The following is a 24,799-nucleotide window of genomic DNA, read 5'->3' as shown; positions in this document are numbered from 1 at the left end:
GACTCGATTCGCTACCCGGCTCGACCGGATCGGCCGGACGAGGAGATGCGAGGAAGGTTGGTACCGCCGGTGAAGCCGGCCGCCGCTCCAGCGGCTCCGAACTTCCTGCTGGACGACGAGGCCTCCGGCGCCTGGAACTTGTCACCGAACAGGGCCTGCCACTTCTTGACGCTCTCCTCCTCGTCGGTCTCCTCGTAGGCGTCGCGGATCTCGGCCGCGTGGACGTGGATGCGGTCACGGAAGTAGGCGTAGGTCTCCTCGCTCCACCGGTGGTCGAAAGTGACAACCTGGTTCGACGGGTCGGCGATGGACGGCTTGGTGGGGCGTGCCTGGAGCCAGGCGTCCAGGTCGCCGACCATGTGCAGCAGGGCGGTGGGCAGGTCACTGTAGTAGCCGGGGTCAAGGATCTTCTTCCATTCCTCGACCTGCATCCCGAGAAGGGTGGTGAGGAGGATCGACTTGGTGCCGGTGAAGGAGTCCTTGTGGTCGCGCAGGAACTTCAGGAGGCGGATGACCTTGCGCAGCTTGCGGTTGGCGATCTTGTCCTTGTCTTTCATCCACTGGGTGAAGCCGGATGGGTCGGTGGTCTCGAACGCGTTGTCATCCCGGTTGATGATCACCTGACGGCCGTCGGTGAGGATGACGTACGGGACGATGTCGACGTGCATCCTGTTGTTCGCGTACTCGACGTACACGCAGCGGCACTTGCGGCTGTGCGGCATGTCGCCGTAGATCGAGTGGTGGTGGATGACCTTGTAGACAGCGTTGATGTACTGCTGCACGTCGTCTGACCAGTCGGCCTCCTCCGTCATCTGAACGAGGAAGTCGGCGTCGAACGGCTTGCCGTTCTGCGGGTTGATGATCGTCTCCTGTGCCCAGGAGCCCTGCGGGATCTTCTTGACGAGTCGCGGGCCGAGGTCCGGATCCGCTTTGAGCGCCGCGTAGATGGCATCGACGCGGCTGGCGAGCAGGTCCAGGTTGTACTGGCTGAGGTTGACCGTGTTCTTCATGAAGCTGTCGAAGTAGTCGGTGTGTCTCATTGGGCGTCCCCCGTGGTGGTTACTGGCGATGCGGTGACCGGCGTCTCCGATCCGGTCGTGTGCGTGTGGGCGAGGTCGAAGCGGTGGCCGGTCACGTGTTGACCTGGACGACAGGCGCGTAGGTGTCGCCCTGCCGCTCGTACACCTCGGTGGGAGGCTGCGCCCCGCGCATAAAGGCGCGTCCCATCTCGATGACGGAAGACAGCGGCGCGGCAGCGACGAGGTGCCACCTCGCGGCTCCAGGGCATCTCGCTTCGACTTCGGCGAGCAGGTTCCGCCAACGGTCGGCGAAGTTCCGCAACGTGTCCGGGTGTGCGAAGAGACCAGGACCGAAGCGATCAGCCTCGGGCCTGATCTCGAAGTACGGCAGCCCCCCCAGTGCATCCGGGAGGTTGGACTTCTGGACCTCCGCGGTGAGGGAGGCGGCGAGGACGACCTCCGTGGCCGGGGCGGAGTCCAGGGTGGCGACGGTAGAGAAGTCGTGGATCGGGGCGGTCTTGTCCCAGCGCCAGCCCTGGTCTCCGTCGCGGTGCTTCTGGTACAGCTGCGTGTCCGTCTTGTCGTCAAGCCGAGAGCCCAGGTACACGAGCAGCGGGATCGGAGCGATCGCGAAGATCGACAGGTGGTCGACCTGCCCGCTCGCGACCGCCTGCTCGACGAGTCCCAGAGTGTGGTTGATCTCTTCCTGGCCGGCGATCCAGTAGGAGGAGCGGCTCGGGTCACCGGGGATGTGGCAGACGAAGTCTCCCTGCCATCGGCCGTCCGCGAGGCCGAGATAGCCGTCGGACAGGAGCGCGTCGGCTGTCTGCCGCTGAGACGCGAAGGCCGTGGCCCCCCGCACCAGACCGCCCATCCGGATCACCGCGGTCCGCCGCAGCCCACCGCTGGTGGCGGCCACCCGGACACGATCCTCATGCGCCTTCTTGAGACCACGGAGCCGCTCGGTCGTGAAGTACGGGGCATGATCCTCATCGTCGATCAGACGGTGGCAGGCGTGGCAGAGCAGCAGGAGGTTCTCCTCCGCTTCCCGATCCGCGAGTTCTTCGGCCATCCCGCGGGGCGAGCCAGGAGTGGCCGTGGCGCCGACGTTGTGCGCCAGTTCTCCGACCAGGACGGTGTGGAAGAAATTGCGGTGCTCGAGCAGGCTGGTGGAGCACATGACGCAGCACCCGGCGGCTCGCGCCCAGACAGCGAGTCGCACCGCGGCCTTGATGCTTCCCCGCTTGACGGAGGTGTCCCGGACCTGGTTCAACGCCATAGATCAGAAGCTACCGGGAGGGTCCGACAGATCCGGACGGCCATACGCCACCACGTCATGTCATAGGCGACCTCACCGCTGACATGCTCGCCGAAATCAATGGCTCATGACCGGTCGGGCGGGGCTGACAGACGACGCCCCGCCGCCCAGCGCGATGTCCGTCGCTGCAGCACGAGCGAGATGAAGACCTCGCGGCAGCGGTCTGCCAATCACAGCGAGTGGGCCCCGTCCGAGCCACCGCGTCCTGCCACTCAAGCATAGTGTTCAGGCGGTACGATCCGATCGGCCACATAGAGACGCGATCAGGCCGCGCACTGCTGGGGGTCAGGGCCTGCGGGTGGCGCCGGTCAGCACCGCTCTGGCGTGACCCTATCTATCCGGCCCGACAAGCAGCGCGGTCATCCCCATCGGCTCTTACCCGATCTTCCTGGCATTCGCGTTGCCGTTGTATCCTGCCCGTCGGATCTTCACGTGGACGGGCTCGACGGAAACGGTCGGGCCGTTGACCTGCAGGTTTCGGTTCGCATTAATGCTGGTTGGGTACACAAAACACCCACTCTGACCTGCGGCTTCACAGTTCAAGATCCGTCAGGCGGATGCTGGGAAGTTCTGCAGCGAGAGGGAGAACCCACCTCCCACTGGCGCGCTCCGCCAACGCCCGACAGGCCCCGCGACCTGGGACTTCAGCCCAGATCAGGCCGTCCACGCCCGTCCGCGCCGCCGCACAGCGCGCAGACACCTGATAGCTTTCCAAGTTTTATCAACCGTAGAAGATCCTTTACAGGATCCCTGGCAGGCGGAACGACCAGCTCTCCGGCACAGACCATTCACGGCGCCGCAGCCCCGACCGGCCACCGAGCGCAGGCAACGGCCCAACACCGTACCAGCACGGTCTGTCCAGCCTGTCCCGGTGGCACACTGTCCGGGTGAGCAACGGGGGCACCACGCACAGCACCAACGGTGACGGGTGGGACTTCTTCATCTCCTACACCCAGACCGACCGGACCTGGGCAGAGTGGATCGCCTGGACCCTCGAAGACGCCGGCTACCGCGTCCTGATCCAGGCCTGGGACTTCACCCCCGGCTCAAATTGGATCACCGGAATGGACCAAGGCGTCGCCGCCGCAGAACGCACCATCGCGATCCTCTCCACCGCTTACACCCGCTCCGTCTACGGCGCCGCCGAGTGGCAGGCCGCCTGGTCCACCGATCCCACCGGCGCAACGCGCAAACTCCTCGTCGCACGCGTCGATGACTGCCCCCGACCCGGCCTCCTCGGCCAGGTCGTATCCCTCGATTTGTTCGGCATCGCGCAGGACGCTGCTCGTGCGGACCTGCTGCGCGCCGCCGACCTTGCCGTCTCCAGCGGGCGAGCAAAACCCGACGCCGCACCCGCATTCCCCGTTAGCCCACAGGCAGCGCGAGCGTCTAGACCAACGCCTTTCCCTCGATCTGACCCACACCTCCTGCTGCCGTCATCACGCGACGAGGTGTTCCCTGGAAAACTGCCCCCTCTTTGGGGATCAGTTCCTGCTCGCAACTCGTTTTTCACCGAGCGAGTCGATCTACACGGCGCGATTCAGACCGCGCTCACCGACCAATCCAGCAACACGAAAATCGCCACCCTTGTAGGAATCGGGGGGGCCGGCAAGACACAGCTCGCTGCCGAATATGCCTGGCGACAGGCTGCGAATTACAAGCTAGTTTGGTGGTTGGACGCGGAAACGGCCTCCGGGTTGTCAGCAGGCCTCATAGAGCTCGCCGTCCACCTCGGGCAGGGCCACGGAAACCCGCGGACCCGATCGCATTTTGCACTCGCCGAACTCGGCCGCATACAGGGATGGCTGCTGATCTACGACAATGTGGCCGACCTAGCGGCAGTCGCCAAGCTAATACCCCCCTCGACAGGGCATCTAATTATTACGTGCCGGGATCCGCGCGCAAGAAGGCTGGGAGGGAAATTGATTCATGTAGCCGAGTTCACACGCGTCGAATCCGTGGCCTTACTCCGTCGACACGTTCCCTCCCTAACCGACACAGACGCCAATCAGATCGCGCAAGCCGTCAGCGACCTGCCGCTGGCTGTCGACCAAGCCGGATCCTATCTGGCCGATACCGAGATGACAGCAGGCGGCTATTTGGATCTATTGCGGAGGCAACCGCAACTCGCCCTTGCCGAGGAGACTCTCCATCATCCCGGACTAACCGCGACCGTTTCAGCTGCCTATAGACGCCTGGCGGAGCAGCACCCGCCGGCCGCATCACTGCTGGACCAACTCGCCTTTCTCGCACCCGAACCCATCCCAATTTCGGCCGACGGGTCCACACTCAATAATAACCACCTCGACCTCCCTATCGCAGCTCCACGTGTGGCTCCGGAGACCATCGAAGCGATTGTCCGGCTGGCCCTCGCACGAAGAAGCGGCACCACCTTGTACGTACATCCGCTAGTACAGACACTCCTCCGCACCCAGCTGCCTCTCGGGACGCAGGCGACCGTGATTGGAAATGCGCAGAATCTACTAGCATCCGCCCACCCCGGCGACCCTAATGATCCCGGCACTTGGCCAAGCTATCGCGCACTCACACCCCATGTCCAAACGCTCTGGCAGCAAACCGATATGATCGGCACCGAAAGTTGGCGGCGGCTTGCCCTTGCCCTCGCTCGCTACCTTGAACACGCCGGGAACGCTCTGGCTGCCAACAAGCTCGCCCGGGAGGCCCGGGAACGCTGGTCCGCTCATTTCGGCGACGACCATCCGGACACGCTGGCCGCGGCCCAGCGGCAGGCTGCGACCCTACGCCCCGGACATCCGGAAGCTCGGCCACTTGAGGAAGACACCCTGATGCGCCGTCGGCGATTGCTCGGCGGCAATCATCCCGACACACTCGCTTCAGCAAACAACCTTGCATTGGCGCTCGCGGACCTTGGTGAATATCACGCAGCACGTACATTGGACGAGGATACGCTAGCCCGCCGCCGCCAGATCTACGGTGAGGATCATCCCATCACGTTGTATTCGGCACACAATCTCGCCGACCGACTGGCAGATATCGGCGAGTACGCCTTGGCGATGGCACTGCATGAGAAAACCTTCACGCTCCGGCTTCGCGCTCTCGGCCGGAATCACCCCGAGACGCTCAGGACGGGCTGCAGCCTCGCCAGGGACCTAGCTAGTCTCGGCGAGCTCCAACGGTCAAGAGAACTCGCGGAAGACATTTTAGTTCGGTCTCGGCAAGCACTTGGTGAAGATCATCCCATCGCTCTTACAGCAACCAGCAATTTTGTCACCGTCCTCCGTGGACTTGGAAAGAATCAGGAGGCTACGCGAATGGCCCAGGAACTTGTCGCCCGCCGGGTTGCTACTCTCGGGGATGACGATCCCGAAACTCAAGATGCTAAGAATTTACTGATCCAGCTTTGCCATCAGGAATCCTCTGAAAGTCCGGCAAGCTAGACTGGACGTTGTTTGCGACCGAGATTCTCCCTTGTTCGATGCGACCTCCATATCCGTAGTCATGCCACCCAGCGCCACAGGACTCCACACCCCCTTCGAACCGCATCCCCGCTACAATCCGCCATGCCGTACGAATGTTGCGCCACGACCAACCCGGTAAAGCGAGTGTCTCATCCGAGACTGACACAGAGGGTTCAGCGCGTCGATCGACGTCGACGAGTTCGGGCTCCTGTACGAGTCGACGACAACCGTTCAGAACCTGCGGCTCGAGGTCCCCGCGGGCCGATACACGGCGCTGATCACCGGCCGCGGGTTCGTCCATCGTGGCTGGCCGGGTTCGACGAAGCCGGGTGACGAGTGGCGCGTCCAGCTATGGCCCCGCGACGGCGCCCACCGCGACCCGGCCCGGTTGAAGGCCTGGGCGGGCTGACCCACCCCAGCGGTCCCACAGGGCAGGCTCCGGCGAGGCCGCAGATCTCCCAAGCCCCATCGCGTCAACGAGATCAATCCCGTCCGCTGGGGCAGGAGGCCCGGCGGACGGGTGGCTCAGGGGTGCCCAGCGTGCGTGTTGCCGGTGTAGCCGGCACGGCGGATTTTCGCGTGGGCGGGTTCGACGGACACGGTCGGGCCGTTGACCTGCAGGTTTAGGTTCGCATTAGTGCTGGTTGGGTGCACCCAAGCTCGCGATCAAGGTCGTGAGCTGCGAGAACGAGTTCGCGCACGGCCCTGACGACGGAAGATGGCCCGCCGTATGCCACTGATCAGAGCGGCCATTGGCCACCCGAGCAGACCGAGGAGTCCCCAGGGCAGGCACGCGGTCTACGTGACGGCCATGGGCAGTGTCGTCGCGTTTTGGGTGCGACCCTCGTCGTCGATGCGGGCAGGAGCAGAGCCCGATACGCCGAGACATGTCCGGTTCTCACCGACGACTGCGGGTCGCCCCTTCGAGGATCTTGGTGATGTCCTCGACAGAATCGAGGACTCCGGAGGCGATGCTCATGATGAGGTCGTAGGCCTCATCGTTGGTCAGCGTCAGGCGGCGGCCGTTGACGCCGTAGAAGGCGATCAGACCGGCGAGCGCGAGCCGCTTGTTCCCATCGACGAGGGCATGGTTGCGGGCCAGCGAATGCAGGAGCGCGGCGGCCTTGCCGTCGAGAGTGGGATAGGCATCTCGGCCGAACACCGTCGCCCGCGGGCGCGCGAGAGCGGACTCGAGCAGGCCGTGATCCCTCACTACCGGCTCGGAGCCGATGGCCCGCTCGGCGATGTACAGCAGTTCGCGAAGCGTCAGGTAGATCATTCGCCAAGCCGGCGGAGCGCCTCCGCGTACCGCGGCAGCTCCTCGTCCAACACCTGATCCAACAGCTCCGCCCGACTGTGTGCCTCGATGTACTCCCGGATCGCCTCCCGGGCGATCTCCTGCATCGACCGCTGCTCCAGCTCCGAACGCAGGCGCAAAGCCTCTGCCTCGTCATCCGTCAAGCGCAGTGTCATCGCCACCACTCGACGGTATCACCGCCGATACCACACCGGGACTCGTGCCGTGGCCGCGGCGCCCGGTTCCTAGCGGCGCACGGTTCCTATCCGATCTTCTTGGCGTTCGCATTGCCGGTGTAGCCGGACCGCCGGATCTTCGAGTGGACGGGCTCGACGGACACGGTCGGGCCGTTGACCTGCAGGTTCAGGTTCGCATTAATGCTGGTTGGGTGCACAAAATACCCGCCCTGACCTGTGGCTTCGCATTTCAAGATCCGCTGAACGGATGCGGGGAGGCGGTTCGCCGCAAGGCGCGGATCACCTCCCGCCAGCGCACCCAGCTGGAGCCCTGCATGCCCCATGACCTGGGAGATGAGCCCAGAACCGGCCGTCCGAGCCCGTCCGCGCCGACGCACAGCGCGCGGACACCTGATAACTTTCGCACTTTTACCAGCCGTAGAAGAGCCCTGGCGGGTCCCTGGCCGGCGGAACGACCAGCACGCCGACAGCACACCGCTCGCGCGCCCCGGCCCCGGCGCGGGCACCGGCCCAACGCCGTACCAGCGCGGTCTGACCCGGCCTGACCCGGTGGCACATCGTCCGGGTGAGCAACGGGGGCAACACGCAGAGCATCAGCGGCAGCGGCGCGGGGTGGGACTTCTTCGTCTCCTACACCCAGACCGACCAGCCCTGGGCCGAGTGGATCGCCTGGACCCTCGAGGACGCGAGCTATCGCGTCCTGATCCAAGCGCGGGACTTCGTCCCCGGCTCGAACTGGGTACGAAGCATGGACCAAGGCGCCGCGGCCGCGCGGCAGACGATCGCCGTCCTCTCCGCCGCCTACACCCGCTCCATCTACGGCGCCGCCGAATGGCAGGCCGCTTGGTCGACGGATCCGACCGGCGCCAGGCACAAGCTCCTCATCGCACGCGTCGAGGACCGCCCCCGGCCAGGTCTGCTGGGCCAAGTCGTCCCCTTCGACCTGTTTGGCGTCCCCCAGGACATCGCCCACGCGGACCTGCTGCGCGCCGCCGAACTCGCCGCCTCCGGCGGGCGAGCGAAACCCACCACCGCTCCACCATTCCCACCAGCAAACAGGCAGCACCGGCACAAGTCCTGCACGTGGCACCTCGATCGGCGGGGGGCCGCTGGGGTCGCTGAAGGCGCTGCCCACGCGCCGCGCCGATACTGTCCGCCAGCCGACACCACTTCCTGTCAGACATACAAAAAGCTACTCTCACAGTGTGATCGATGATCCTTGGAGGCCACCGACGGTCCTGCTCGCGGTCGACCTCGTCGTTCTGACATTGCGCGAGACAAGCCTGCGAGTCCTTCTCATAGAGCGGGCAATCGAGCCCTACCAGGGTGCGCTCGCCCTACCGGGAGGCTTCCTCGCACACGCCGAGGAGGACATTGCCGCGGCGGCGCGGCGAGAACTCGTGGAGGAGGCGGGCCTAGACGCCGCGGCCCTGCACTTGGAGCAGCTTGGCGTCTACGGTGAACCCGGCCGGGATCCTCGGGGCCGCGTTGTCTCAGTGGCCTATCTCGCGGTCGCGCCGCGGCTGCCGGAACCGGTCGCGGGAACGGACGCGGCGGCCGCAAGATGGCAGCCGACGGACCGGGTGCTCTCCGGCGATCTATCCCTCGGCTTCGACCACCGTCGAATCATCACGGACGGGGTGGAGCGCGCGCGAGTCAAACTTGAGCACTCAGCGCTCGCCACCGCGTTTTGCGGGCCCGTTTTCACCATCGGCGATCTGCAGGCTGTCTACGAAACGGTCTGGGGAATGCGGCTCGACCCCAGGAACTTCTATCGCAAAGTGCAGAAGTCCGACGGGTTCATCGTCCCGACCGGTGAAGAGCGAAGAACGGCCATCGGGCGGCCTTCCCGCCTGTTCCGGGCCGGCCCGAGCGCCGTTCTGTCGCCACCGATTGTCCGGTCCGCCGACCTGGCGGGCGCCGCCGACTTCCATACACAAAAAGGGGGAAACGAGCATGGCGAAAGCTCGACCCATCGTCATCCTGACCGCACTTGACCTGGAATATCAGGCAATTCGTGAACATCTGGTCGATATTCGTCTGCGCCGTCATCCGCAGGGAACCCGATTCGAGGTCGGCCAGCTCAGCGACGGCCGGTGCGAGATAGCCCTGGCTCATGTCGGCGTGGGCAACCAGTCAACCGCGGTCCTCGCCGAACGCGCGATCGCGGAGTTCGCAACGACGGCGCTGCTGTTCGTCGGGATCGCCGGCGGGCTGTATCGGCACATCGCTCTAGGCGACGTCGTGGTGGCCACCCAGGTGTACGCCTTCCACGGCGCGACCAGCGAAGACGACGGGCTCTGGGGGCGGCCCCGCGCCTGGCCACTGTCGCACCGCGCCGAACAGATCGCCCGTCACCTCTCCCGGACAGAGTCGTGGATACGACCGCCGGTCGAGGCGGGCGCGCTGCCGCGGATCCATTTCGGGCCGATCGCGGCTGGGGAGGTGGTGCTGAACTCGTCGGTCTCCGCCCTGACCCGCTGGCTGTATCAGCACTACAACGACGCCCTCGCCATCGAGATGGAGGGAGCCGGAGCCAGCCAGGCCGGGCAGCTGAACGGCTCGCTGCCGGTCGTTGTCGTTCGTGGCATCAGTGACCACGCCGACGGCACTAAGGAAGCGACTGACCGTCAGCTGTGGCAGGAGCGCGCCGTGGCGAACGCGGCAGCGTTCGCCACGGCGCTGGCCGAGGAACTGTCAGCGGACATCGGACGGATTGATGCCGCCGAGACCACGATCGAGAGGACATCCACCATGCAGGCGCCGAAGCAGAACATCCGCAACATCGCCTCGGGCAATGCGCAGGTCGGTGCGCAGACCGGAGTCATGTACGGCAACGTGCAGGTCGGTGGCCCCGGCGAGGCAGCTCCGGCCGACCTGCCCACGGCGCTCGCCCGCTTCCGCGCCCATCTGGACACCGCGCGCACGGCCGGCGACGTCGATGAGGAGACCTATGTCGCCGCCGAGGCCGAGCTCCGAGCGGCCGACGAGGCGCTCCAAGCCGACGCACCGGCCAACCGTGGTGCCATCCTGATGGCGCTGAAGAAGGTCCGCGGGCTGATCGGTGACGTCGCCGACCTCGCCGCGAAGATCGGCATGGTGATCGTCCTCGCCCAGGGCTTGTCGTGATCGGCGGCTGGGACGCCTCCCCGGGCTCGGATACCCAGCCCGAGCCGGGTTCTTCTTCCAATGTCGCCGACGGCTTCTCTCAGGTCGGTGTGCAGGCGGGCACGGTACACGGTGACGTCAACAACTACATGTTGCCTCCTGGCGCTGGGCCGGCGGAGAAGTTCGAGGCCGGTGTGCATCACCTGGATGGCGGCATGGCCGAGCAGGCCCGGGAGCTCATACGTGAGGCCGTCGTCAGTCCCGGACGATCCGAGAAGGTGCTGTTCTTCTGGCTGCTGGCCTTGGTCAGCGGGCGGTCGCGGAATGAGCTATCCGCTGCGGAGGCACGGCATCTGCGGGAGCTGCAGGCAGACCTACCTGAGCCGAGCTCCGATCCCTGGACCCAAGCACTACGCGTGGTGCTCCTGCTCACGGAGCCGGTCCGGGGAACGAGCACCGGCGTCACGGATGCGATGAAGGAGCTCGACAACCTTTCTATCCCGCAACGATCCCTGATCCTGCGGCACCTGGAGCAGTTCCTGGAGGGACCTCTCGAGGACGAGATGTGGGATCGTGCGCTCGCTCAGGCCCGCGAGAAGCAGCTGGATGGCGCGCGCATAGATCGGGTCTGGAAGTTCTTCGAACCGATCCCGATCGGGCCTAGGGCGCGCAAGGCACGCTCTCCCGTGATCCCCGCGAGAATCCGCCTGTACGCCAATGGATCGGCCGTTCTTCTCGCGGCCTGGGCCGCCTACGTTGCCGCGCACCTGATAGCAACCGGGCGAATCTGGGAAATGCTCGGATGTTCTCTTCTCGTCACTATAGGATTAGTCGCTGTTGAACGCGGTCACGCGTGGCATCCGGGCTATATCCAGGCCGACCCGGACGCAGTCACACGTTCCGGCGGGTTTGCGAGCGAGGTACGCGAAAAATTCGATTACTACGTCGGAAAATACCATCCGCGCAACCTAACAGCCACGGACTGGTTGTGGCGGTCGGAGGCAACGCGACGAAGCATCGGTAACGAGATCATCGAGCTTTATCGGGAATCCCGGATCGACGTGGGCCGGGTCGCCTGGCTACTGCGCCACGAGGCCGGTCACATTAGGAACATGGCGAAAGATGACGATAGTCTCATTTACACCCGCGAGCCGTGCGAGATGCCGAGGCTCAGCGCTGTCGGCCTCGGCGGGATCACAGTGCTCGGAATCGGAGGCCTGCGCGTACTCAGCACAACCTTCGGAGTCGATGTTCTCCTCGCCATCGAGACGACACTCGTCGTCACTGCGGCAAGCCGCTTTCATGTTCGCGCCCGGCTGACAGTCGAACGTGAGCAGCGGCGGTACGCGGCTGAAAAAGAGCAGCACGACCAGATACTTGCGGCGCGATGGGCCGGATACGAGCGGTGGCACGCCAAGCTGGCCGATAAGCCGCACGACCAAGAGATGGCCGCGTGGCTGGACTGCGACCGCAAGCTGCTGCTCGATCGCGCGCTGTGTCATTATCGACTGGCGGCGAGCGACGTCATCGCCCATGCATTCATCGAGAAGCAGGTCGGCAAACGTGCCCGGGTCCAGCAGGGGCCATGGCGCTACGAGAAGTATGAGATCGAGGTCTATCTCCTCACCACCAACGGCGTCCGGACCTTCGTTTCAGTACTGGACTTCACGACAGGAGAGTTCACCGACCAAGGGCGCCTGAACTACCGTTTCGACGCAGTCGCCTCCCTGCGCGTCGCCCGCAGCACCGGGAACATTCAGAATTTCGAGCTCGTTCTGGTGAACAACCAGAGAATCCAGGTGCGGATGACCGAGACGACCACGGAGGAGCTCGCTGAAGGCGAGACTCCCGAGCAGGTGGCCAGGCTCACCCAGGACGCCGGTGGGCTCCAGCACACGATCAATATCCTGGAAGGCATCGCCGCGGACGGCCGGGGCTGGTTCCAGCGGGCCGCATCCGCCTGACCCGGAGGCGGGCAGGGCTCCTACACTGATGGCGGCGAGCAGACCTTGGCCGACCACATGGGCTGGGACTCGACGGCGATGACCCGACTGCACAGCACGGCTGGCCGGAGCAGGCACCCGCAAAACCAGCATGAGCGCCTCGGCCTGGGCGGCCGGATCTGACGGGAACGCGGGGAACGGGTCAGGCGTCGGTGAGCCGACGCGCCTCTGCGAAGTCCAGCAGGTCCGCACTATCCGCAGCCCGTCACCGGGCGCGGGACGCCGCTATGCGTCGGTACCGGGCAAGCCGGGCCAGCGTGCGGTCGAGCAGACTGGGCGGCTCCCATTGGCTACGCGGTCCAAGTCCTTCAGGTCCACCTCGTGACCCAGGCCGGTCAGCAACACCACTCCTCCGGCCTCTGACTCGCCCGTCGGGAGGATGAGGTCGGTGCGCGGCGTTGGCGAGACTCGGGGTCGATAGGGTCGGTCGGTGATTACTGGGACCTGCGGACCAGGATCGTCAACCGTGGAAAGTCACAGTTACGGTCGGGCCACCGGAGAACCTGGCACTCTACGAACCGCGCCCTCGAACCCGGCAGCCTGCACCTACGAGACATGGGCAGTTGCGCCGCTTGACAAGCTTATCTATTAACCAAGGTCAGACGCCAGCTACGGAGCATGGTGGACCAGCGGGGCGCGATTCTTGAGACGCCAGTATCACTGCCCAGGGCAGCCAGGTGTTCAACGTGGCTAGTCGGCCTGCGTACTACCTTGAGTCCAGGATCTTCGAGTGAGGCATGGCCGCATCGGTCGACCCCTATCCGATCTTCCTCGCATTCGTGTTGCCGGCGTAGCCGGCCCGACGGATCTTCGCGTAGGCGGGTTCGACGGACACGGTTGGGCCGTTGACCTGCAAGTTTAGGTTCGCATTAATGCTGGTTGGGTGCACAAACCCCTGTGCCACAGCGCTTTTCGCCTCGGTAGACAGTCGCGGTGAGCCCCGTGACAGCGCAGACAGCTGGTAATTGTCCGGATCCCGTGGGCCCGCGGCTCTCCCCCGCGATCGAGGAAACACGGACGAACTGGGACGTCTGTTCACCCGATCACCGGGCGCGTACCTACGTCCGGGGCCCGCCATGGTGTCCGTCCGCCGCCCGTTACCCCAGCCCCTCCGGGACTCTGGGACCGGCCCGAGATGGCCGATGCACTCGCCCGCCGCGACATCGGCACCGTCTTCAAGATCTAGCGCCAGTGGACCGGTGCGACCCAGACCCAGATAGCCGCCGTGTGCGGACTCCCGCAGTCCCACGTCAGCAACATCATGAACGGCCGCCGTCAGGTCACGACCCTGGAGATCTTCGAGCGCATCGCCGACGGCGTCGACCTCCCCCGCGGACGCATCGACCTTGCCGAGAAACCGGGAACCGTCCCCGAACCCCGCAGCGAACCCGGGACGCCGGCTACGGATGTCCCGAGCGACATCGTGCGCGTCTACCTGGCGAACCTGCCCGATGTCCACCCAGAACGGGGTTTCGTACGCCGTCGTGGCATTGGGCCCAGGACCTGCTCGCCTGGGCCCAGATACTCGCCCTGGCCGGCCATGCCGCGCCGGTGGGAACCGAAACGCCTGCGGCACCGGCTGTTCACCATCGCCGGACGCGTCGCCCACCACGCCGGCAGCACCATGATGCACCTGGCCGCCCATCATCCCCCGCCCCCGGGTAAGCCCCGACCGCCCGGACGAACCCGCACCCACCTCGGCCGTGGACCGGCGCCCAGCCCGCGCGACAGTAGGCCATCCCGTCACACCTCGACGGCACAACTCAACATCAAAAACGAGGGGAGGTCACCCAACAAACCGACCCAGCCACCAGACGAAAGATCGAGGCTAGACCGTCTACCACAGCCCGTGCCGTAACGAGAAATCCCGCCACGGAGCACCTTTGCAGACCCGCAGCGACACAACAGAACCAAAAATCCTTCGAACAAGTGACCGCTACGGTATAGGCCGAGGCTCGCCAAGAAGATCGTGGATGGATCGCACCTCCTGCACTGGTTGACTAGATCCGATTTTCTTGAAAACTTTGGCCTCCACCTCCATCGGCTGCGCCTGCAGCCTTGTTGAAAAATCTTCGAACGCCTGCTTCGCCGTTCTCGGCCGCCAAAATGCACGCTTGACAAGAATGTACATAATCGGCGCGTAGAACAAAGTAAGGGCTACCCGTTCAAGATCGGGCGCGAGCGAGGTATCGCCGCCGGCAAAGAAGTAAGCGAGTGTGGCCGTAACCGCCCCCTCGATGCCGCCACTAATATCCAATGTATGCAGCGCTTCACGCATCGTCGATTGATCTACGGAGCGGATCCACATCCCCCGCCCTATTTTGCCGTCAGAGCGGGTCGACAGCACCGCGCTTCGGCCATTTCCCAAAGTGAGGTGATCAAATTCCACCGGTAGACGTTCAATGCCAACGATGCCAAACTTAGGATCAGCAAGGAGGGGGCGCACCAAATCAAAGGCGTGCCGGTCATAGAGGTCGCGCTCTGCGTCTGCGAGCCGGGCGATCGTGGCACTATACTGAGCACGGGCACGGGTCAACTCAAAATGATAGACACGTGGTCGTTTTTTTGCTCTCTCCAAAAGGGCGGAGAAGTAGGGGGCGCGCGCACTGTTTTCTGGCATTACATCCGCCAAGTCCGGCCGCCCCAGCGTCTCCCGAAAGAATGCCGGGCCGTGACGCTCCTCCGGCAGAAAAAGTCCCGGCGTGGTTGCGAATACCGTAAAAGGATGCCCCGACAGAGGAGGAATCCGATAGTGTTCAGTACCAGCCGAATAAAAGTCGGCCGCGGTTGGCAGTAGGTCGATCTCTACGCGCCTGGATGGTCGCGTCCATTCTTTCGCTAGGCCAGTGAACGCCCTTTGCATGCGCTCGCCGAGATCCCTGACATGGAAGTCGTAGAGATCTTGAGCCTGCCGGGCTGAGAGCGGTTCACCCCTGATAGAGGCAACCTGTTGAAGATGTTTTACAGCCTCTTTCGGACTCAACCGCCACAGCCTTCCGAGATTTGCAACAGATACGCTAGGGTGGAGGAAGAATGTTATATCTCCACTACGGGTGACAGTAAGAACACCGAAGCCGTGAAGGGCTGCGACATTCGCACGTGCCGATTCCGACAGGGTCATGGGTCGGACAGAAAAGCTTTCCAGTTCACCCTGCATATCACGCCATAATGTGCGCATCCTAATGGCATTTTGATCCGTAAGTCGTCCTTGGGTACGCAATCCGTCGGCAAGTTCCGCAAGACCGCCAAGTCCTGCCCGTTCATAGAGTTGGTTGATCTCTGCACTATGGGCATTCGCAGCGGATCCCAGCCGTTCGACGAGGGAAGCTTCCTCCCTGCAGCCGGCAGTCGTCAGCACCCAGGAAATTGATGCCATCATCTCGTCGAACATCGCCCCACCCCGCCAGTCCCATCGGCATGTCGCAGTAGCAACGGGCGCGGCCGGACGCACCCATCGAACGCTGATCGACCCGACAAGCCTCATCATGCACACTTTTCGACCGGAGGAGCAGCTATTTAACAGTTTCAGCCCGGCGTGCGGAGCGATTTGTCCGATGGCCGGTTCGTGCTCCTCACCGTCGCCGCAGGGCCGCGCCCCAGTCAATGCCTATCCGATCTTCCTGGCGTTCGGCTTGCCCCTGTAACCGGCCTGTCGGACCTTCGCATGGGCGCGTTCGACGGACACGGTCGGGCCGTTGACCTGCAGTTTAGGTTCGCATTAATAATGCTGGTTGGGTGCACCCAACAGCGCGATCAAGCCTCTGACCTGCAAGAACGGGTTCGCGCGCGCGGCCCCGACAGCCGGAAGAGGGTCACACGAAGGGCCCGATCAGGGATGACCTGGAGGTTCAGGTTCGGTTCCGCCACGCCCTCGCGAGATCGGACTTTCCGGCCGGAGCGCTGGTGCGGGTCGGGAGCCGCCGGGGCGTGTGGATGCCTGCGACCGCCGGGCCGGAACGAGACGTCGGGCTTCCCGGGATGGAGACCACGCCGGTGGCAGGGCCGGACGCAGGCAGGGCTCTTACACTGGCTGATGAGCGTGCGCGAGGAAGCACACCGGCTGCTTGACGCGCTGCCGGAGGACCGACTACCCGAGGCTGTGGAGCTCCTGCGGCAATGGGCGGCGGTGGAGCGCGGAGAGCGCCCCCGTCGTCAGTTCCGTACGACGGCCGTCTTCGACGGCGAGCCAGATCTCGGCGAGCGCGCCAAGGAGATCATGCGCGAGGCCTGGAGCGACAAGGACCGCCGCAGCGCGTGATCGTCGTCGACACCGGCCCCGTGGTGGCGGTCGCCAACCGCAAGGACGACCACCACCGGCAGTGCGTCGACCTGCTCCAGAACTTTCCCGGGCCACTTCTGCTACCGGCCCCGCTCCTCTCCGAGATCGGCTACATGCTCTTCAGCCGGGCCGGAGCGAAGGCCGAGGCCGACTTTCTGCGCGACGTGGCGGACGGTGTCTACGAGCTGGTGCCCATCACACCTGCCGACGCCCATCGGGCCGCCGTTCTGGTCGAACGGTAGGCGAGTCTTCCGCTGGGCACCGCCGACGCCTTCGTCGTCGCGGTCGCCGAGAAGTTTCAGGCGGTGCACGTCGCCACGCTGGATCGCCGCCACTTCAGCGTGGTCCGTCCAAGCCACGTCCCCGCTTTCACTCTGCTGCCTTAGCCGGCCGCCAGCCATCTTTCCTGGCGTTCGTGTTGCCGCTGTAGCCGACCCTACGGATCTTCGCGTGGATGGGCTCGATAGACACAGCAGGGCCGTTGACCTGCAGGTTCAGGTTCGCATTAGTGCTGGTTGGGTGCACCCAAGCTCGCGATCAGGGTCGTGAGCCGTGAGAACGAGTTCGCGCGCCGATCCTGACGGTGGTAGACGGCCGCACCGGACGCCACTGGTCACAGCGGCCATCGGCCACCAGGCCGGCCCGAGGAACCCCAGGGCAGGCACGCGGTGTGCGCGACGGCCATGGGCAGTCGGCGCGCACGAACAGCCTGATGAGTGGCGGTTCCGTGCGGTTGACCTGCTAGATGAGTGAATACATACTTCATCTTCATGTCGTCTGTGGATGTCGGCGCGCCGGAGGGGCCGAGCCGATTACGGGTGCCCGCCAGCTGGACGGAGGCGACTGCGGCATGGTTCACGGCCGCCATCGCCGAGAACTGCCCGGGTGCCGCGGTCGAGAGTGCGGTCCTGGTGGAGCAGGACGACGGCACCAACCGGCGGGCACGCTTCGACCTCACCTACTCCGCCGGTTCCGGCCCGAGCCGGGTCTTCCTGAAAGCCGAGGGCGTGCACCGGGAGGTGCACGCCCGCAACGGCAACCTCTTCAACGAGCCGGAGCTGTTCGCCTCGGGCGTCCCGATCCCCGTCGATCATCCACGCTCCTACCGGGTGATCATCGATCGTCCCGGGCTGGACTACGTGATCATCATGGAGGATGTGACCGGGCGGGGTGCCGATCCGCGGGACTCGACCCGCCCGATGACGGTGGACCAGGTCGCGAACGGGTTGCGTGGGCTGGCCCGGCTGCACAGTCGGTACTGGGGGTTCTCCGCGGCGACCGAGCCACGGCTCGCGTGGGTACAGACGTGGGCGCCGACCGAGGGTTTCCAGGCCGGCCTGCGGACCTATACGCCCGCAGGCCTGGCACGCGGTGCCGGCAGCCTCCCCGCGGCGGTGACGGCGCGCGGCGGTGACGCCCACGTCGACCTGTGGGCGCGCTACGTCGCCACGCTCGGCCGCGAGCCGGTGACACTGCTGCATGCCGACGCCCACATCGGCAACACCTATGTGCTTCCCGGCGACGAGGTGGGCTTCCTCGACTGGCAGGTCCTGCGCCGCGGCGCGTGGCCGCAGGACGTCGGCTACTTCCTGGTGGGCTCGCTCACGATCGAGGACCGGCGTCGCGCCGAGGCGGATCTCCTCCGGGAGTACCTCGCCGCACTGGACGTCCCGGAGGAGACCAGACCGACCCTGGATGACGCCTGGCTCCGCTACCGGGCATCCGCCTCCTACGGGCTGACGATCTGGCTGTCGACCCTCGGCACCGACGGCTATCAGAGACGGGAGGTGTCGACGGCTCTTGCCGAGCGTTTCGCCGCCGCGTTCGTCGATCTGGACGCCGAACAGGCCCTGGCCGCCATCGAACGTTGACCCCGGGCGCTCCGGCGCGGACGCGGCACGGCCCCCGTACAGAGTGAACGCACACTCGAAAGTTCCGGTTCAAACGCTCCTACGAAGAATATGGAGTACCGCCATGGACACCGGCACCGCCCATACCCGCCCCGACCCGGGGTTCCGGCCCCCCGGAGCCGGGACCGCGGACGTGGCCGGGCCCGGGCAGTCGGTGTCCACCTCGCTGCTGGGCTCCGGCCTGGCACTCAAGGCAGGTGCCCACGTCACGGGCGACACGGTGGCCGGCGGGCCGGTGCTGGACGGCGAGCAGACCGGCTACGGCGCCGCCTACCGCATCTACCAGGCACGAGACGGGCAGTGGTTCGCCCTGGCGGTGCCGGACCACGCCGCCTGGGAACGCCTCCGGCGGACGGCCGCCGCACCCGGCCTGCCCACGTCCCCGCCGCCGCTGCGGCTGGTGGGCGGCGAGCCTCAGGAAGCCGAGATCCTCCTGGAGGAGGTGTTCCGCACCGAGCCGGCCGGCGCGTGGGTGCGCCGGCTGCACGCCGCCGGCGTGCCCGCCGAGCTCGTCGAGGAGGTCGACCGGGTGCGGCTTGTCGCCCGCGTCCTCGACGACCCCATCGCCCGGCAGAGCGGCCGGATCGCCAGCTACGACTGGGGCGCCCGCGGACGCACCGAAACGCCCGGCTGCCCGTTCGGTATCGGGCCGGCCGCACGTCCCGCGGGGCGCCCCGGCATCCCCGGGCTGGGACAGCACACCGCCGAGGTACTCGACGACATCGGTTTCGACGCGGACGCCCGCGCCGCCCTGGTCGCCTCGGGCACCGTGAAGGGATAGCCGATGGGCCCCAGCACCGATATCCGGCAGGATCACCGCCCGCGGGGAGATGAGGCGTGTATGGACCGGCTCGACCGGCTGGAAGCAATCGAGGAGATCCGCAACCTCAAGGCCCGCTACTTCCGCTACATGGACTCGAAGCTCTGGGACGATCTGGCGACGGTCTTCACGGCGGACATGCAGGTCATCACCCCAAATGGGGACGTCTGGATGAAGGGCGGCGCGAACTACGCGGCCAGCCTCCGGTCCAGTCTGACCGACGCCGTCTCCTGCCATCAGGGCCTCACCGGCGAGGTCGAGGTTGTCGACGAGCGGCACGCCACCGGCATCTGGGCCATGCAGGACGTCATCGAGTGGGCGGACAGACATCCGCGTGAGGGCTGGAAGAGCATTCTGGGTCGGGGCCATTACCACGAGACGTACCGGTGGGAGAAGGGCCGATGGCGAATCGCCACGCTGACCCTCACCCGACTGCGCCTGGACATCACATGGCCGGGCGAAGCACACCCGGGAGTAAACGGTGACTCTTGACGTCAGCGACGAGGCGTTCCACCGCAACGACGCAGATCCGTACTGGCGGGAAAGCGTCTGGTTCCATTTCTCAGTCCCCGAACGGAACCTGATCGGGTTCGTCTATTTCTTCTTCGATCCCCGCACCGGTGTCCCCGGCGGAGGGCCGGCTGTCTGGGACCCCAGCGGCGCGGAGACCTACGACTGCCTTTTCTACGACTGGCGGTGGCTCCAGCCCACGATGGAGAACGCCGATCTCCGCAAGCTCGAACTGCCGAACAGCCTGCGACACGAGGTCCTCGACCCGATGCGGCGTTACCGGCTGTCGTACGCGAACCTCGGGCTGGAGCTCGACCTCGAATGGTCGGCGCTGATGGCGCCGCACGAGCTCCGTGAGGATCCCACGTCGATCGTGAGCGGCGCCCGCCACTTCGACCAGCCCGGCCGGTGTACCGGATCCCTGGTGCTGCACGGGGAGCGCCTCGACGTCGACTGCTTCGCGCTGCGGGACCGTACCTGGGGGCCGCACCGGCCGGGCGCCACCCGGGCCGGCGACTACCTGTGGGCGATCGCGTCCCCCGATGCGCACTGGCACGCGATCACTGGCGCGACCGACCGGCCCGGGGTCGAGATCGTCCGGGACGGCTACCTGTTCCGGGACGGGGTCGTGGGTGACCTCGTGAGCGGTACCCGGCGGGTGGTCGAACGGCGCGGCGACGCCCCGGCCCGCGTCGAGCTGGAGGCCGTTGACGAGCACGGCCGGGAGCTGCGTGCCGCGGGTGAGGTCCGCACGTTCCTGCGGTGGTTCGGCTGGCCAGGCCGTCTCGCCTACTGGACCCTCACTGACTGGCACTGGGACGACCAGCGGGGATGGGGCGAGAACCAGGAGTTCTTCCCGCTCGCTGATGTCCGGGCGCTGCGGCGGTGAGCCCGGACGTCGGCGAGCGGACGGCCCTTGGCGTGAATCGCTAGGAAGCACCCTCGACGACCTCGAAGGCGTTGCCGTCCGGGTCACGAAAGACCGCGACGCGTATGCCCGGGCCGAAGGTAAGGGGGCCCTGCAGCAGATGGCCTCCGGCATCGGGCACACACGCAAGAATCTTGTCCAGGTCGTCAACATAAAGGGTGAGGTACTGAATGCCGGTCGCGCCGACGAAGAGCGAGGGCGGGTCGGCGGCGGCCGGTGGCTGTACAGGAACCATCACCTTGATGGCTGTGCCGGGTGCCTGGAGGCGATGGACGACGCCTGTCTCCGACTTGATCACCGGGAGCTGCTCGAGCTCGAAGACCGTGGCGTAGAAGGTCGCCAGCGCATCGTCGGCGCTGACGAGGCCCACCTCGACTCGCGCTACCGCCATTCCATTCCTCCGAAAATCTCGACCGATGGCTCGGAAAATGCCGCTGGGGACGACCAGCTGGTCGTGTTCACGTCGCCACGGCGGCGCGGGCGGGCCGCCGTGGCGTCCTCGGCCTTCAGGTGACCCGCAGCGACGCGCGGACCGCACCCTGCCCAGGCACGCGGCGGTCCGCCCAGGCCGGTGCGCCGTCACCGTTGAACACGATTGCTCGCGGCACGTCAACGCCTCCTCGCGGTGATGTGCGTTGATTGTTATCCACCAGCCGACCGGCAAGTCAATACTTGACAGTCAACTGACAAGTCATGCCTTGATCGCCGTGGTGGTGGATGACGGACTGCGGTGCTGGTTGGGTGCACCCAAGCTCGCGATCAAAGTCGTGATCTGCGAGAACGAGTTCGCGCACGGCACTGACGACTGACGGCAGAAGAGGGCCCGCCGTACGCCACTGATCACAGCGGCCATTGGCCACCAGAGCGGACCGAGGAACCCCAGGGTAGGCACGCTGGTGTACGCGACGGCCATGGGCAGTGTCGTCACGTTTTGGATGCGGCCCTCGTCGTCGATGCGGGCAGGAGCAGAGCCCGATGCGACAAGACATGTCCAGGTCCTCACCGACGACTCCGGGTCGCCCCTTCAAGGATCCCGGCGATGTCCTCGACGGAGTCCTGGGCGCCGGAGGCGACACTCACGACGAGGTCGTAGGCCTCATCGTTGGTCAGCGTCAGGCGGCGGCCGTTGACACCGTAGAAAGCGATCAGACCGGCAAGAGCGAGCCGCTTGTTCCCATCGACGAGGGCATCGTTACGAGCCAGCGAATGCAGGAGCGCGGCGACCTTGCCGTCGAGGGTGGGATAGGCGTCACGGCCGAACACCGTCGCCCGTGGGCGCGCGAGAGCGGATTCGAGCAGGCCATGGTCCCTGACCACCGGTTCGGAGCCGATGGCCCGCTCGGCGATGTACAGCAGTTCGCGAAGCGTCAGATAGATCATTCGCCAAGCCGACGGAGCGCCTCCGCATACCGCGGAAGCTCCTCGTCCAGCACCTGATCCAGCAACTCCGCCCGGCTGTGCGCCTCGATGTACTCCCGGATCGCCTCCCGGGCGATCTCCTGCATCGACCGCTGTTCCAACTCCGAACGCAGACGCAGAGCCTCTGCCTCGTCATCCGTCAAGCGCAGTGTCATCGCCACCACCCAACGGTATCACCATTGATACCGTCGCCGGACCCGTACCGTGGTCGCGGCGACCGGTTCCTATCCGATCCTCCTGGCGTTCACGTCGCCTGCGTAGCCGGACCGCCGGATCTTCGCGTGGACGGGCGACGTGTCCGGCGGACGTGACGTCCACCGGGCACAGATCGAACGCTGACTGGCGGACCTGCGAGCGCGTGGACAGTCCCACTCCACGGTGAATAAAGAGTTACCAGGCGTCAGGATCGCGGTCAGAGGCACGCCGAGGCCGACTAACTGTCCGTTCCCTAGGGATCATGAGAAGCTCCGTGGGAGCCGAGAAGTGGTCTGAGAAGTCCCGGTGGGTCTGAGAAGTTGATCGGCGTGTGTCGGCTGATGTTCCGTCGAGCCCCTCTGGCGCTGGATCGACGACCTCCGCGACCAATGGACCCGTAGCGACCTGCCATCGGCTCTACGAGCATCAACCATCGGCTCCCGCAGCGTCCACCTGCTCCAGGCCACTGAGACGAAAAGCTTCGTCGAGCTCGCCGAGCTTCGCGGGCGACAGGCTTCCGGCCTTCTCGATCAGGTCTGCCCTGGTCAGGGTGACCAGCCATGTGCAAGGAACGAGGCCTGGGCGTGGGAGCGCGACTCGCAGGACACCGCCCAGGGGCAGTCCCTCGGGGGCGCCTACTGCCACCTCGACAGCCACGCCGCTGATCTCGATGTTCGCTGGAGCGACGACCTGTATGGCCCGGAACCCACCGGGCTCCTCTCCCGAGAGCAGAACGACCGGTCGCCGCTCATCGAAGTCCACCCACCAGACTTCGCCGCGTTCCATGTGTCCTCCTACACGGGACGGCGGGCGCACCCCGCACGACCGCGCAGAGCACGCATCGGTCGTCAGCCACGCCCGGATCTCCCTCACCGACTGCCATCACATCACTACAACGATCGTCCGGTCGCCGAAACTCCCAGCTCCGATGGGACTCACCCGCGGTCCGGCCCGCCCCCTCCGTTGAGCACGGACCGCCGTCGCCGGGACGAGCTGCCCGGTGGGCGCGGGATCAGCGCATGATTCCGGTGTGGCCCAGGGAATAGCGCCCGGGTTGCGGCCAGACCGTGAGGCCGTGCGGTTCGTGCCCGACGGGGATCTCGGTGAGGAGCCTGCCGGTGGTCGGATCCGCGCCGTTCCCGCCGCCGGTGTCGAACACGTAGACGACATCGCTGCGCCGGCCGGCGAGCCACAGGCGGGTGCCGTCGGCGTTGACGTTGCCCATGTCCGGGGTTCCCCCGCCGGGGATCGGCCAGTTGGCCACCACCGCGCGGGTGGCGAAGGAGATGACCGAGACCGAGCCCTGTGTTCCGGCGTGCGGGAACGGCGGTTTCATCGACTGCATCTGCCCGCCGCGGTTGGCGACGTAGAGGAACCGGCCGTCGCGGCTCGGGTAGAGCCCGTGGGTCTCCGGCCCGGTGTGCACGAAACCGACCTTGGTGAAGTTGTCCCCGTCGATGAGGTGGACTCCGTCGGAGTTCATGTCGGCGACGTACCAGACCCCGCCGGCCGGGTCGATCTTGATGTCCTGCGGTGCCGCCTCCCGGCCGAGGTCGAGGTAGCCGAGGACGCTCTGGTGGGCGAGGTCGATCTTGACGAGCCGGCCGGCGAACTCACAGGTGGCGATCGCGTAGGAACCGTCGACGGAGAAGTCGACATGGTTCACGCCCGCGCAGTCGCTGCCCACATCGAGGCTGTGCCGCAGCGCGAACGTGTGCGGATCACGGAAGTCGATTTCGTGGTTCGCCTCCGCGATGACCATCGCGTTGGCCCCGTCGGGCGTGAAGTACAGGTTGTACGGGTCGGCGACGGGCACCGCGGGCCCGGACAGCCGCCCGGTGCGCGGGTCGATCGGCGACAGGCTGTTGCCCTGGTTGTTGTTCACCCACAGGGTCCGCAGATCCCAGGACGGGACGACGTGCTGCGGCGCACGGCCGGTGCGGTAGCTCTCCGCCACCCGCAGGGTGCGCTGGTCGATCACGGTGACCGTGCCGTCGCGCAGGTTCGGCACGTAGACCAGCGGCGGGTCGTCGCGCACGGCCGGGCTCAGCATCCCCGCGCGGGCCTGGGAGTAGACGTCGACAGCCGGGACGCCACCGCCACCGGCGGCACCGGAGGGGCTCGCCGGACCGCCCGTCCCCGGGTGCGACATCCCTGGGTGCGAGGCGCCGGCAGTGGCATCGGCGGTGGCTCTGACGGCGGTGGCCTGCGCATTCGAGCCACGCCCGATATCGGTGGCCAGGTAGAGACCAAGGGCGAGTACCGCGACGACCAGCGTCACCGTCAACAACAACACCCTCGGATCCCAACGGCGAAATCTGTTCGTTGTTCGCCGACGATGGGAGGAGGCTCGGTC

22 protein-coding genes and 3 pseudogenes are annotated in these 24,799 nt (G+C 66.0%); 14 read left to right on the top strand and 11 right to left on the bottom strand.

Annotated features, from left to right (window positions below):
• Positions 1–11 precede the first annotated feature (11 nt).
• Positions 12–1,040, bottom strand: a complete 1,029-nt coding sequence (locus ACG83_RS15010; protein ID WP_054566835.1) for a cyclic GMP-AMP synthase DncV-like nucleotidyltransferase — start codon at positions 1,038–1,040, stop codon at positions 12–14.
• A gap of 91 nt (positions 1,041–1,131) precedes the next feature.
• Entirely contained in the window at positions 1,132–2,298 is a 1,167-nt protein-coding gene (locus tag ACG83_RS15005) for an SAVED domain-containing protein (RefSeq protein WP_054566834.1), read from the bottom strand.
• A 926-nt stretch (positions 2,299–3,224) separates the two neighbouring features.
• Between ACG83_RS15005 and fxsT the strand changes: the two genes are divergently transcribed.
• Positions 3,225–5,756, top strand: a complete 2,532-nt coding sequence (gene fxsT, locus ACG83_RS42375) for an FxSxx-COOH system tetratricopeptide repeat protein (RefSeq protein WP_083473264.1) — start codon at positions 3,225–3,227, stop codon at positions 5,754–5,756.
• 919 nt (positions 5,757–6,675) lie between these two features.
• Here the strand turns inward: fxsT and ACG83_RS15000 are convergent.
• The 3 genes from ACG83_RS15000 to ACG83_RS47605 form a co-directional block, all read right to left on the bottom strand.
• Complete coding sequence (locus ACG83_RS15000) at positions 6,676–7,056, bottom strand: type II toxin-antitoxin system death-on-curing family toxin (RefSeq protein ID WP_054566833.1); 381 nt, start codon at positions 7,054–7,056, stop codon at positions 6,676–6,678.
• Positions 7,053–7,250, bottom strand: coding sequence for a ribbon-helix-helix protein, CopG family (locus tag ACG83_RS14995; RefSeq protein WP_006541402.1), 198 nt, complete (start codon positions 7,248–7,250; stop codon positions 7,053–7,055). Before ACG83_RS14995 ends, ACG83_RS15000 begins: the two co-directional genes overlap by 4 nt.
• Before the next feature lie 86 nt (positions 7,251–7,336).
• Positions 7,337–7,468: a hypothetical protein gene (locus tag ACG83_RS47605; protein WP_255354736.1), complete on the bottom strand. Its 132-nt coding sequence runs from the start codon at positions 7,466–7,468 to the stop codon at positions 7,337–7,339.
• A 368-nt stretch (positions 7,469–7,836) separates the two neighbouring features.
• Between ACG83_RS47605 and ACG83_RS14990 the strand changes: the two genes are divergently transcribed.
• The 6 genes and pseudogenes from ACG83_RS14990 to ACG83_RS46690 all read left to right on the top strand — a co-directional run.
• Positions 7,837–8,487 (top strand): toll/interleukin-1 receptor domain-containing protein, encoded by a 651-nt coding sequence (locus ACG83_RS14990; RefSeq protein ID WP_083473263.1) that lies wholly within the window; start codon positions 7,837–7,839, stop codon positions 8,485–8,487.
• On the top strand, positions 8,477–9,268 hold the full coding sequence (locus tag ACG83_RS14985; RefSeq protein WP_054566832.1) for an NUDIX domain-containing protein: 792 nt from the start codon (positions 8,477–8,479) through the stop codon (positions 9,266–9,268). Before ACG83_RS14990 ends, ACG83_RS14985 begins: the two co-directional genes overlap by 11 nt.
• On the top strand, positions 9,228–10,400 hold the full coding sequence (locus ACG83_RS14980; protein WP_054566831.1) for a 5'-methylthioadenosine/S-adenosylhomocysteine nucleosidase: 1,173 nt from the start codon (positions 9,228–9,230) through the stop codon (positions 10,398–10,400). The genes ACG83_RS14985 and ACG83_RS14980 overlap by 41 nt, the downstream gene beginning before the upstream one ends.
• On the top strand, positions 10,397–12,343 hold the full coding sequence (locus tag ACG83_RS14975; RefSeq protein ID WP_054566830.1) for a hypothetical protein: 1,947 nt from the start codon (positions 10,397–10,399) through the stop codon (positions 12,341–12,343). Before ACG83_RS14980 ends, ACG83_RS14975 begins: the two co-directional genes overlap by 4 nt.
• A 1,264-nt stretch (positions 12,344–13,607) precedes the next feature.
• A pseudogene (locus tag ACG83_RS46695) lies at positions 13,608–13,658 on the top strand (hypothetical protein); the annotation flags it as partial.
• A 181-nt stretch (positions 13,659–13,839) separates the two neighbouring features.
• Positions 13,840–14,042 (top strand): annotated as a pseudogene (locus tag ACG83_RS46690) (transposase); the annotation flags it as partial.
• Positions 14,043–14,318: 276 nt separating this feature from the next.
• Here the strand turns inward: ACG83_RS46690 and ACG83_RS44200 are convergent.
• Positions 14,319–15,773 (bottom strand): hypothetical protein, encoded by a 1,455-nt coding sequence (locus ACG83_RS44200; protein ID WP_152991389.1) that lies wholly within the window; start codon positions 15,771–15,773, stop codon positions 14,319–14,321.
• 642 nt (positions 15,774–16,415) lie between these two features.
• Here ACG83_RS44200 and ACG83_RS14970 point away from each other — a divergent pair.
• The 6 genes and pseudogenes from ACG83_RS14970 (at position 16,416) to ACG83_RS14945 (ending at position 20,790) form a co-directional block, all read left to right on the top strand.
• The gene (locus ACG83_RS14970) at positions 16,416–16,640 is read left to right on the top strand and encodes a hypothetical protein (protein WP_054566829.1); all 225 of its coding nucleotides are present in this window, start codon (positions 16,416–16,418) and stop codon (positions 16,638–16,640) included.
• A pseudogene (locus ACG83_RS47945) lies at positions 16,637–17,047 on the top strand (type II toxin-antitoxin system VapC family toxin). Before ACG83_RS14970 ends, ACG83_RS47945 begins: the two are co-directional and overlap by 4 nt.
• Before the next feature lie 384 nt (positions 17,048–17,431).
• The gene (locus tag ACG83_RS14960) at positions 17,432–18,532 is read left to right on the top strand and encodes a phosphotransferase (protein ID WP_054566828.1); all 1,101 of its coding nucleotides are present in this window, start codon (positions 17,432–17,434) and stop codon (positions 18,530–18,532) included.
• Between the two features lie 103 nt (positions 18,533–18,635).
• Complete coding sequence (locus ACG83_RS14955; protein WP_054566827.1) at positions 18,636–19,352, top strand: CoA transferase; 717 nt, start codon at positions 18,636–18,638, stop codon at positions 19,350–19,352.
• Between the two features lie 60 nt (positions 19,353–19,412).
• Positions 19,413–19,883, top strand: a complete 471-nt coding sequence (locus tag ACG83_RS14950; RefSeq protein WP_054566826.1) for a nuclear transport factor 2 family protein — start codon at positions 19,413–19,415, stop codon at positions 19,881–19,883.
• Positions 19,873–20,790 carry a hypothetical protein gene (locus ACG83_RS14945; RefSeq protein ID WP_054566825.1) on the top strand — a complete coding sequence of 306 codons (918 nt, stop codon included), beginning with the start codon at positions 19,873–19,875 and terminating at the stop codon, positions 20,788–20,790. Before ACG83_RS14950 ends, ACG83_RS14945 begins: the two co-directional genes overlap by 11 nt.
• A 40-nt stretch (positions 20,791–20,830) precedes the next feature.
• On the opposite strand, the gene ACG83_RS14940 is transcribed toward ACG83_RS14945, so the two are convergent.
• Positions 20,831–21,220: a VOC family protein gene (locus tag ACG83_RS14940; RefSeq protein WP_054566824.1), complete on the bottom strand. Its 390-nt coding sequence runs from the start codon at positions 21,218–21,220 to the stop codon at positions 20,831–20,833.
• Between the two features lie 244 nt (positions 21,221–21,464).
• Between ACG83_RS14940 and ACG83_RS45400 the strand changes: the two genes are divergently transcribed.
• Positions 21,465–21,638 (top strand): hypothetical protein, encoded by a 174-nt coding sequence (locus ACG83_RS45400; RefSeq protein WP_161934760.1) that lies wholly within the window; start codon positions 21,465–21,467, stop codon positions 21,636–21,638.
• 190 nt (positions 21,639–21,828) lie between these two features.
• Here ACG83_RS45400 and ACG83_RS14935 read toward each other — a convergent pair whose 3' ends face one another.
• The 4 genes from ACG83_RS14935 to ACG83_RS14920 all read right to left on the bottom strand — a co-directional run bounded on the left by ACG83_RS14935 (position 21,829) and on the right by ACG83_RS14920 (position 24,733).
• Entirely contained in the window at positions 21,829–22,209 is a 381-nt protein-coding gene (locus ACG83_RS14935; protein WP_054566823.1) for a type II toxin-antitoxin system death-on-curing family toxin, read from the bottom strand.
• Positions 22,206–22,403 (bottom strand): ribbon-helix-helix protein, CopG family, encoded by a 198-nt coding sequence (locus tag ACG83_RS14930; protein ID WP_006541402.1) that lies wholly within the window; start codon positions 22,401–22,403, stop codon positions 22,206–22,208. The genes ACG83_RS14935 and ACG83_RS14930 overlap by 4 nt, the downstream gene beginning before the upstream one ends.
• Positions 22,404–22,869: 466 nt before the next feature.
• Positions 22,870–23,229 carry a type II toxin-antitoxin system PemK/MazF family toxin gene (locus tag ACG83_RS14925; protein ID WP_054566822.1) on the bottom strand — a complete coding sequence of 120 codons (360 nt, stop codon included), beginning with the start codon at positions 23,227–23,229 and terminating at the stop codon, positions 22,870–22,872.
• A 226-nt stretch (positions 23,230–23,455) separates the two neighbouring features.
• The gene (locus tag ACG83_RS14920; RefSeq protein WP_054567241.1) at positions 23,456–24,733 is read right to left on the bottom strand and encodes a YncE family protein; all 1,278 of its coding nucleotides are present in this window, start codon (positions 24,731–24,733) and stop codon (positions 23,456–23,458) included.
• Between the last annotated feature and the right edge of the window lie 66 nt (positions 24,734–24,799).

The organism is Frankia sp. R43 (assembly GCF_001306465.1).
GTDB lineage: Bacteria > Actinomycetota > Actinomycetes > Frankiales > Frankiaceae > Parafrankia > Parafrankia irregularis.
The sequence above is the reverse complement of the archived record's forward strand: the minus strand, read 5'-3'. Positions and strand labels throughout refer to the sequence as shown.

Bases quoted from the DNA above. Each gene is read 5' to 3' on its own strand.
- ACG83_RS14995 (WP_006541402.1), bottom strand. From the start codon at position 7,250: ATGACACTGCGCTTGACGGATGACGAGGCAGAGGCTTTGCGCCTGCGT.
- ACG83_RS15005 (WP_054566834.1), bottom strand. From the start codon at position 2,298: ATGGCGTTGAACCAGGTCCGGGACACCTCCGTCAAGCGGGGAAGCATC.
- ACG83_RS44200 (WP_152991389.1), bottom strand. From the start codon at position 15,773: ATGTTCGACGAGATGATGGCATCAATTTCCTGGGTGCTGACGACTGCC.
- ACG83_RS14970 (WP_054566829.1), top strand. From the start codon at position 16,416: ATGAGCGTGCGCGAGGAAGCACACCGGCTGCTTGACGCGCTGCCGGAG.
- ACG83_RS14930 (WP_006541402.1), bottom strand. From the start codon at position 22,403: ATGACACTGCGCTTGACGGATGACGAGGCAGAGGCTCTGCGTCTGCGT.
- ACG83_RS15010 (WP_054566835.1), bottom strand. From the start codon at position 1,040: ATGAGACACACCGACTACTTCGACAGCTTCATGAAGAACACGGTCAAC.
- ACG83_RS14980 (WP_054566831.1), top strand. From the start codon at position 9,228: ATGGCGAAAGCTCGACCCATCGTCATCCTGACCGCACTTGACCTGGAA.
- ACG83_RS14940 (WP_054566824.1), bottom strand. From the start codon at position 21,220: ATGGCGGTAGCGCGAGTCGAGGTGGGCCTCGTCAGCGCCGACGATGCG.
- ACG83_RS14960 (WP_054566828.1), top strand. From the start codon at position 17,432: ATGTCGTCTGTGGATGTCGGCGCGCCGGAGGGGCCGAGCCGATTACGG.
- ACG83_RS14935 (WP_054566823.1), bottom strand. From the start codon at position 22,209: ATGATCTATCTGACGCTTCGCGAACTGCTGTACATCGCCGAGCGGGCC.
- ACG83_RS15000 (WP_054566833.1), bottom strand. From the start codon at position 7,056: ATGATCTACCTGACGCTTCGCGAACTGCTGTACATCGCCGAGCGGGCC.
- ACG83_RS14955 (WP_054566827.1), top strand. From the start codon at position 18,636: ATGGACACCGGCACCGCCCATACCCGCCCCGACCCGGGGTTCCGGCCC.
- ACG83_RS14925 (WP_054566822.1), bottom strand. From the start codon at position 23,229: ATGGAACGCGGCGAAGTCTGGTGGGTGGACTTCGATGAGCGGCGACCG.
- ACG83_RS14950 (WP_054566826.1), top strand. From the start codon at position 19,413: ATGGACCGGCTCGACCGGCTGGAAGCAATCGAGGAGATCCGCAACCTC.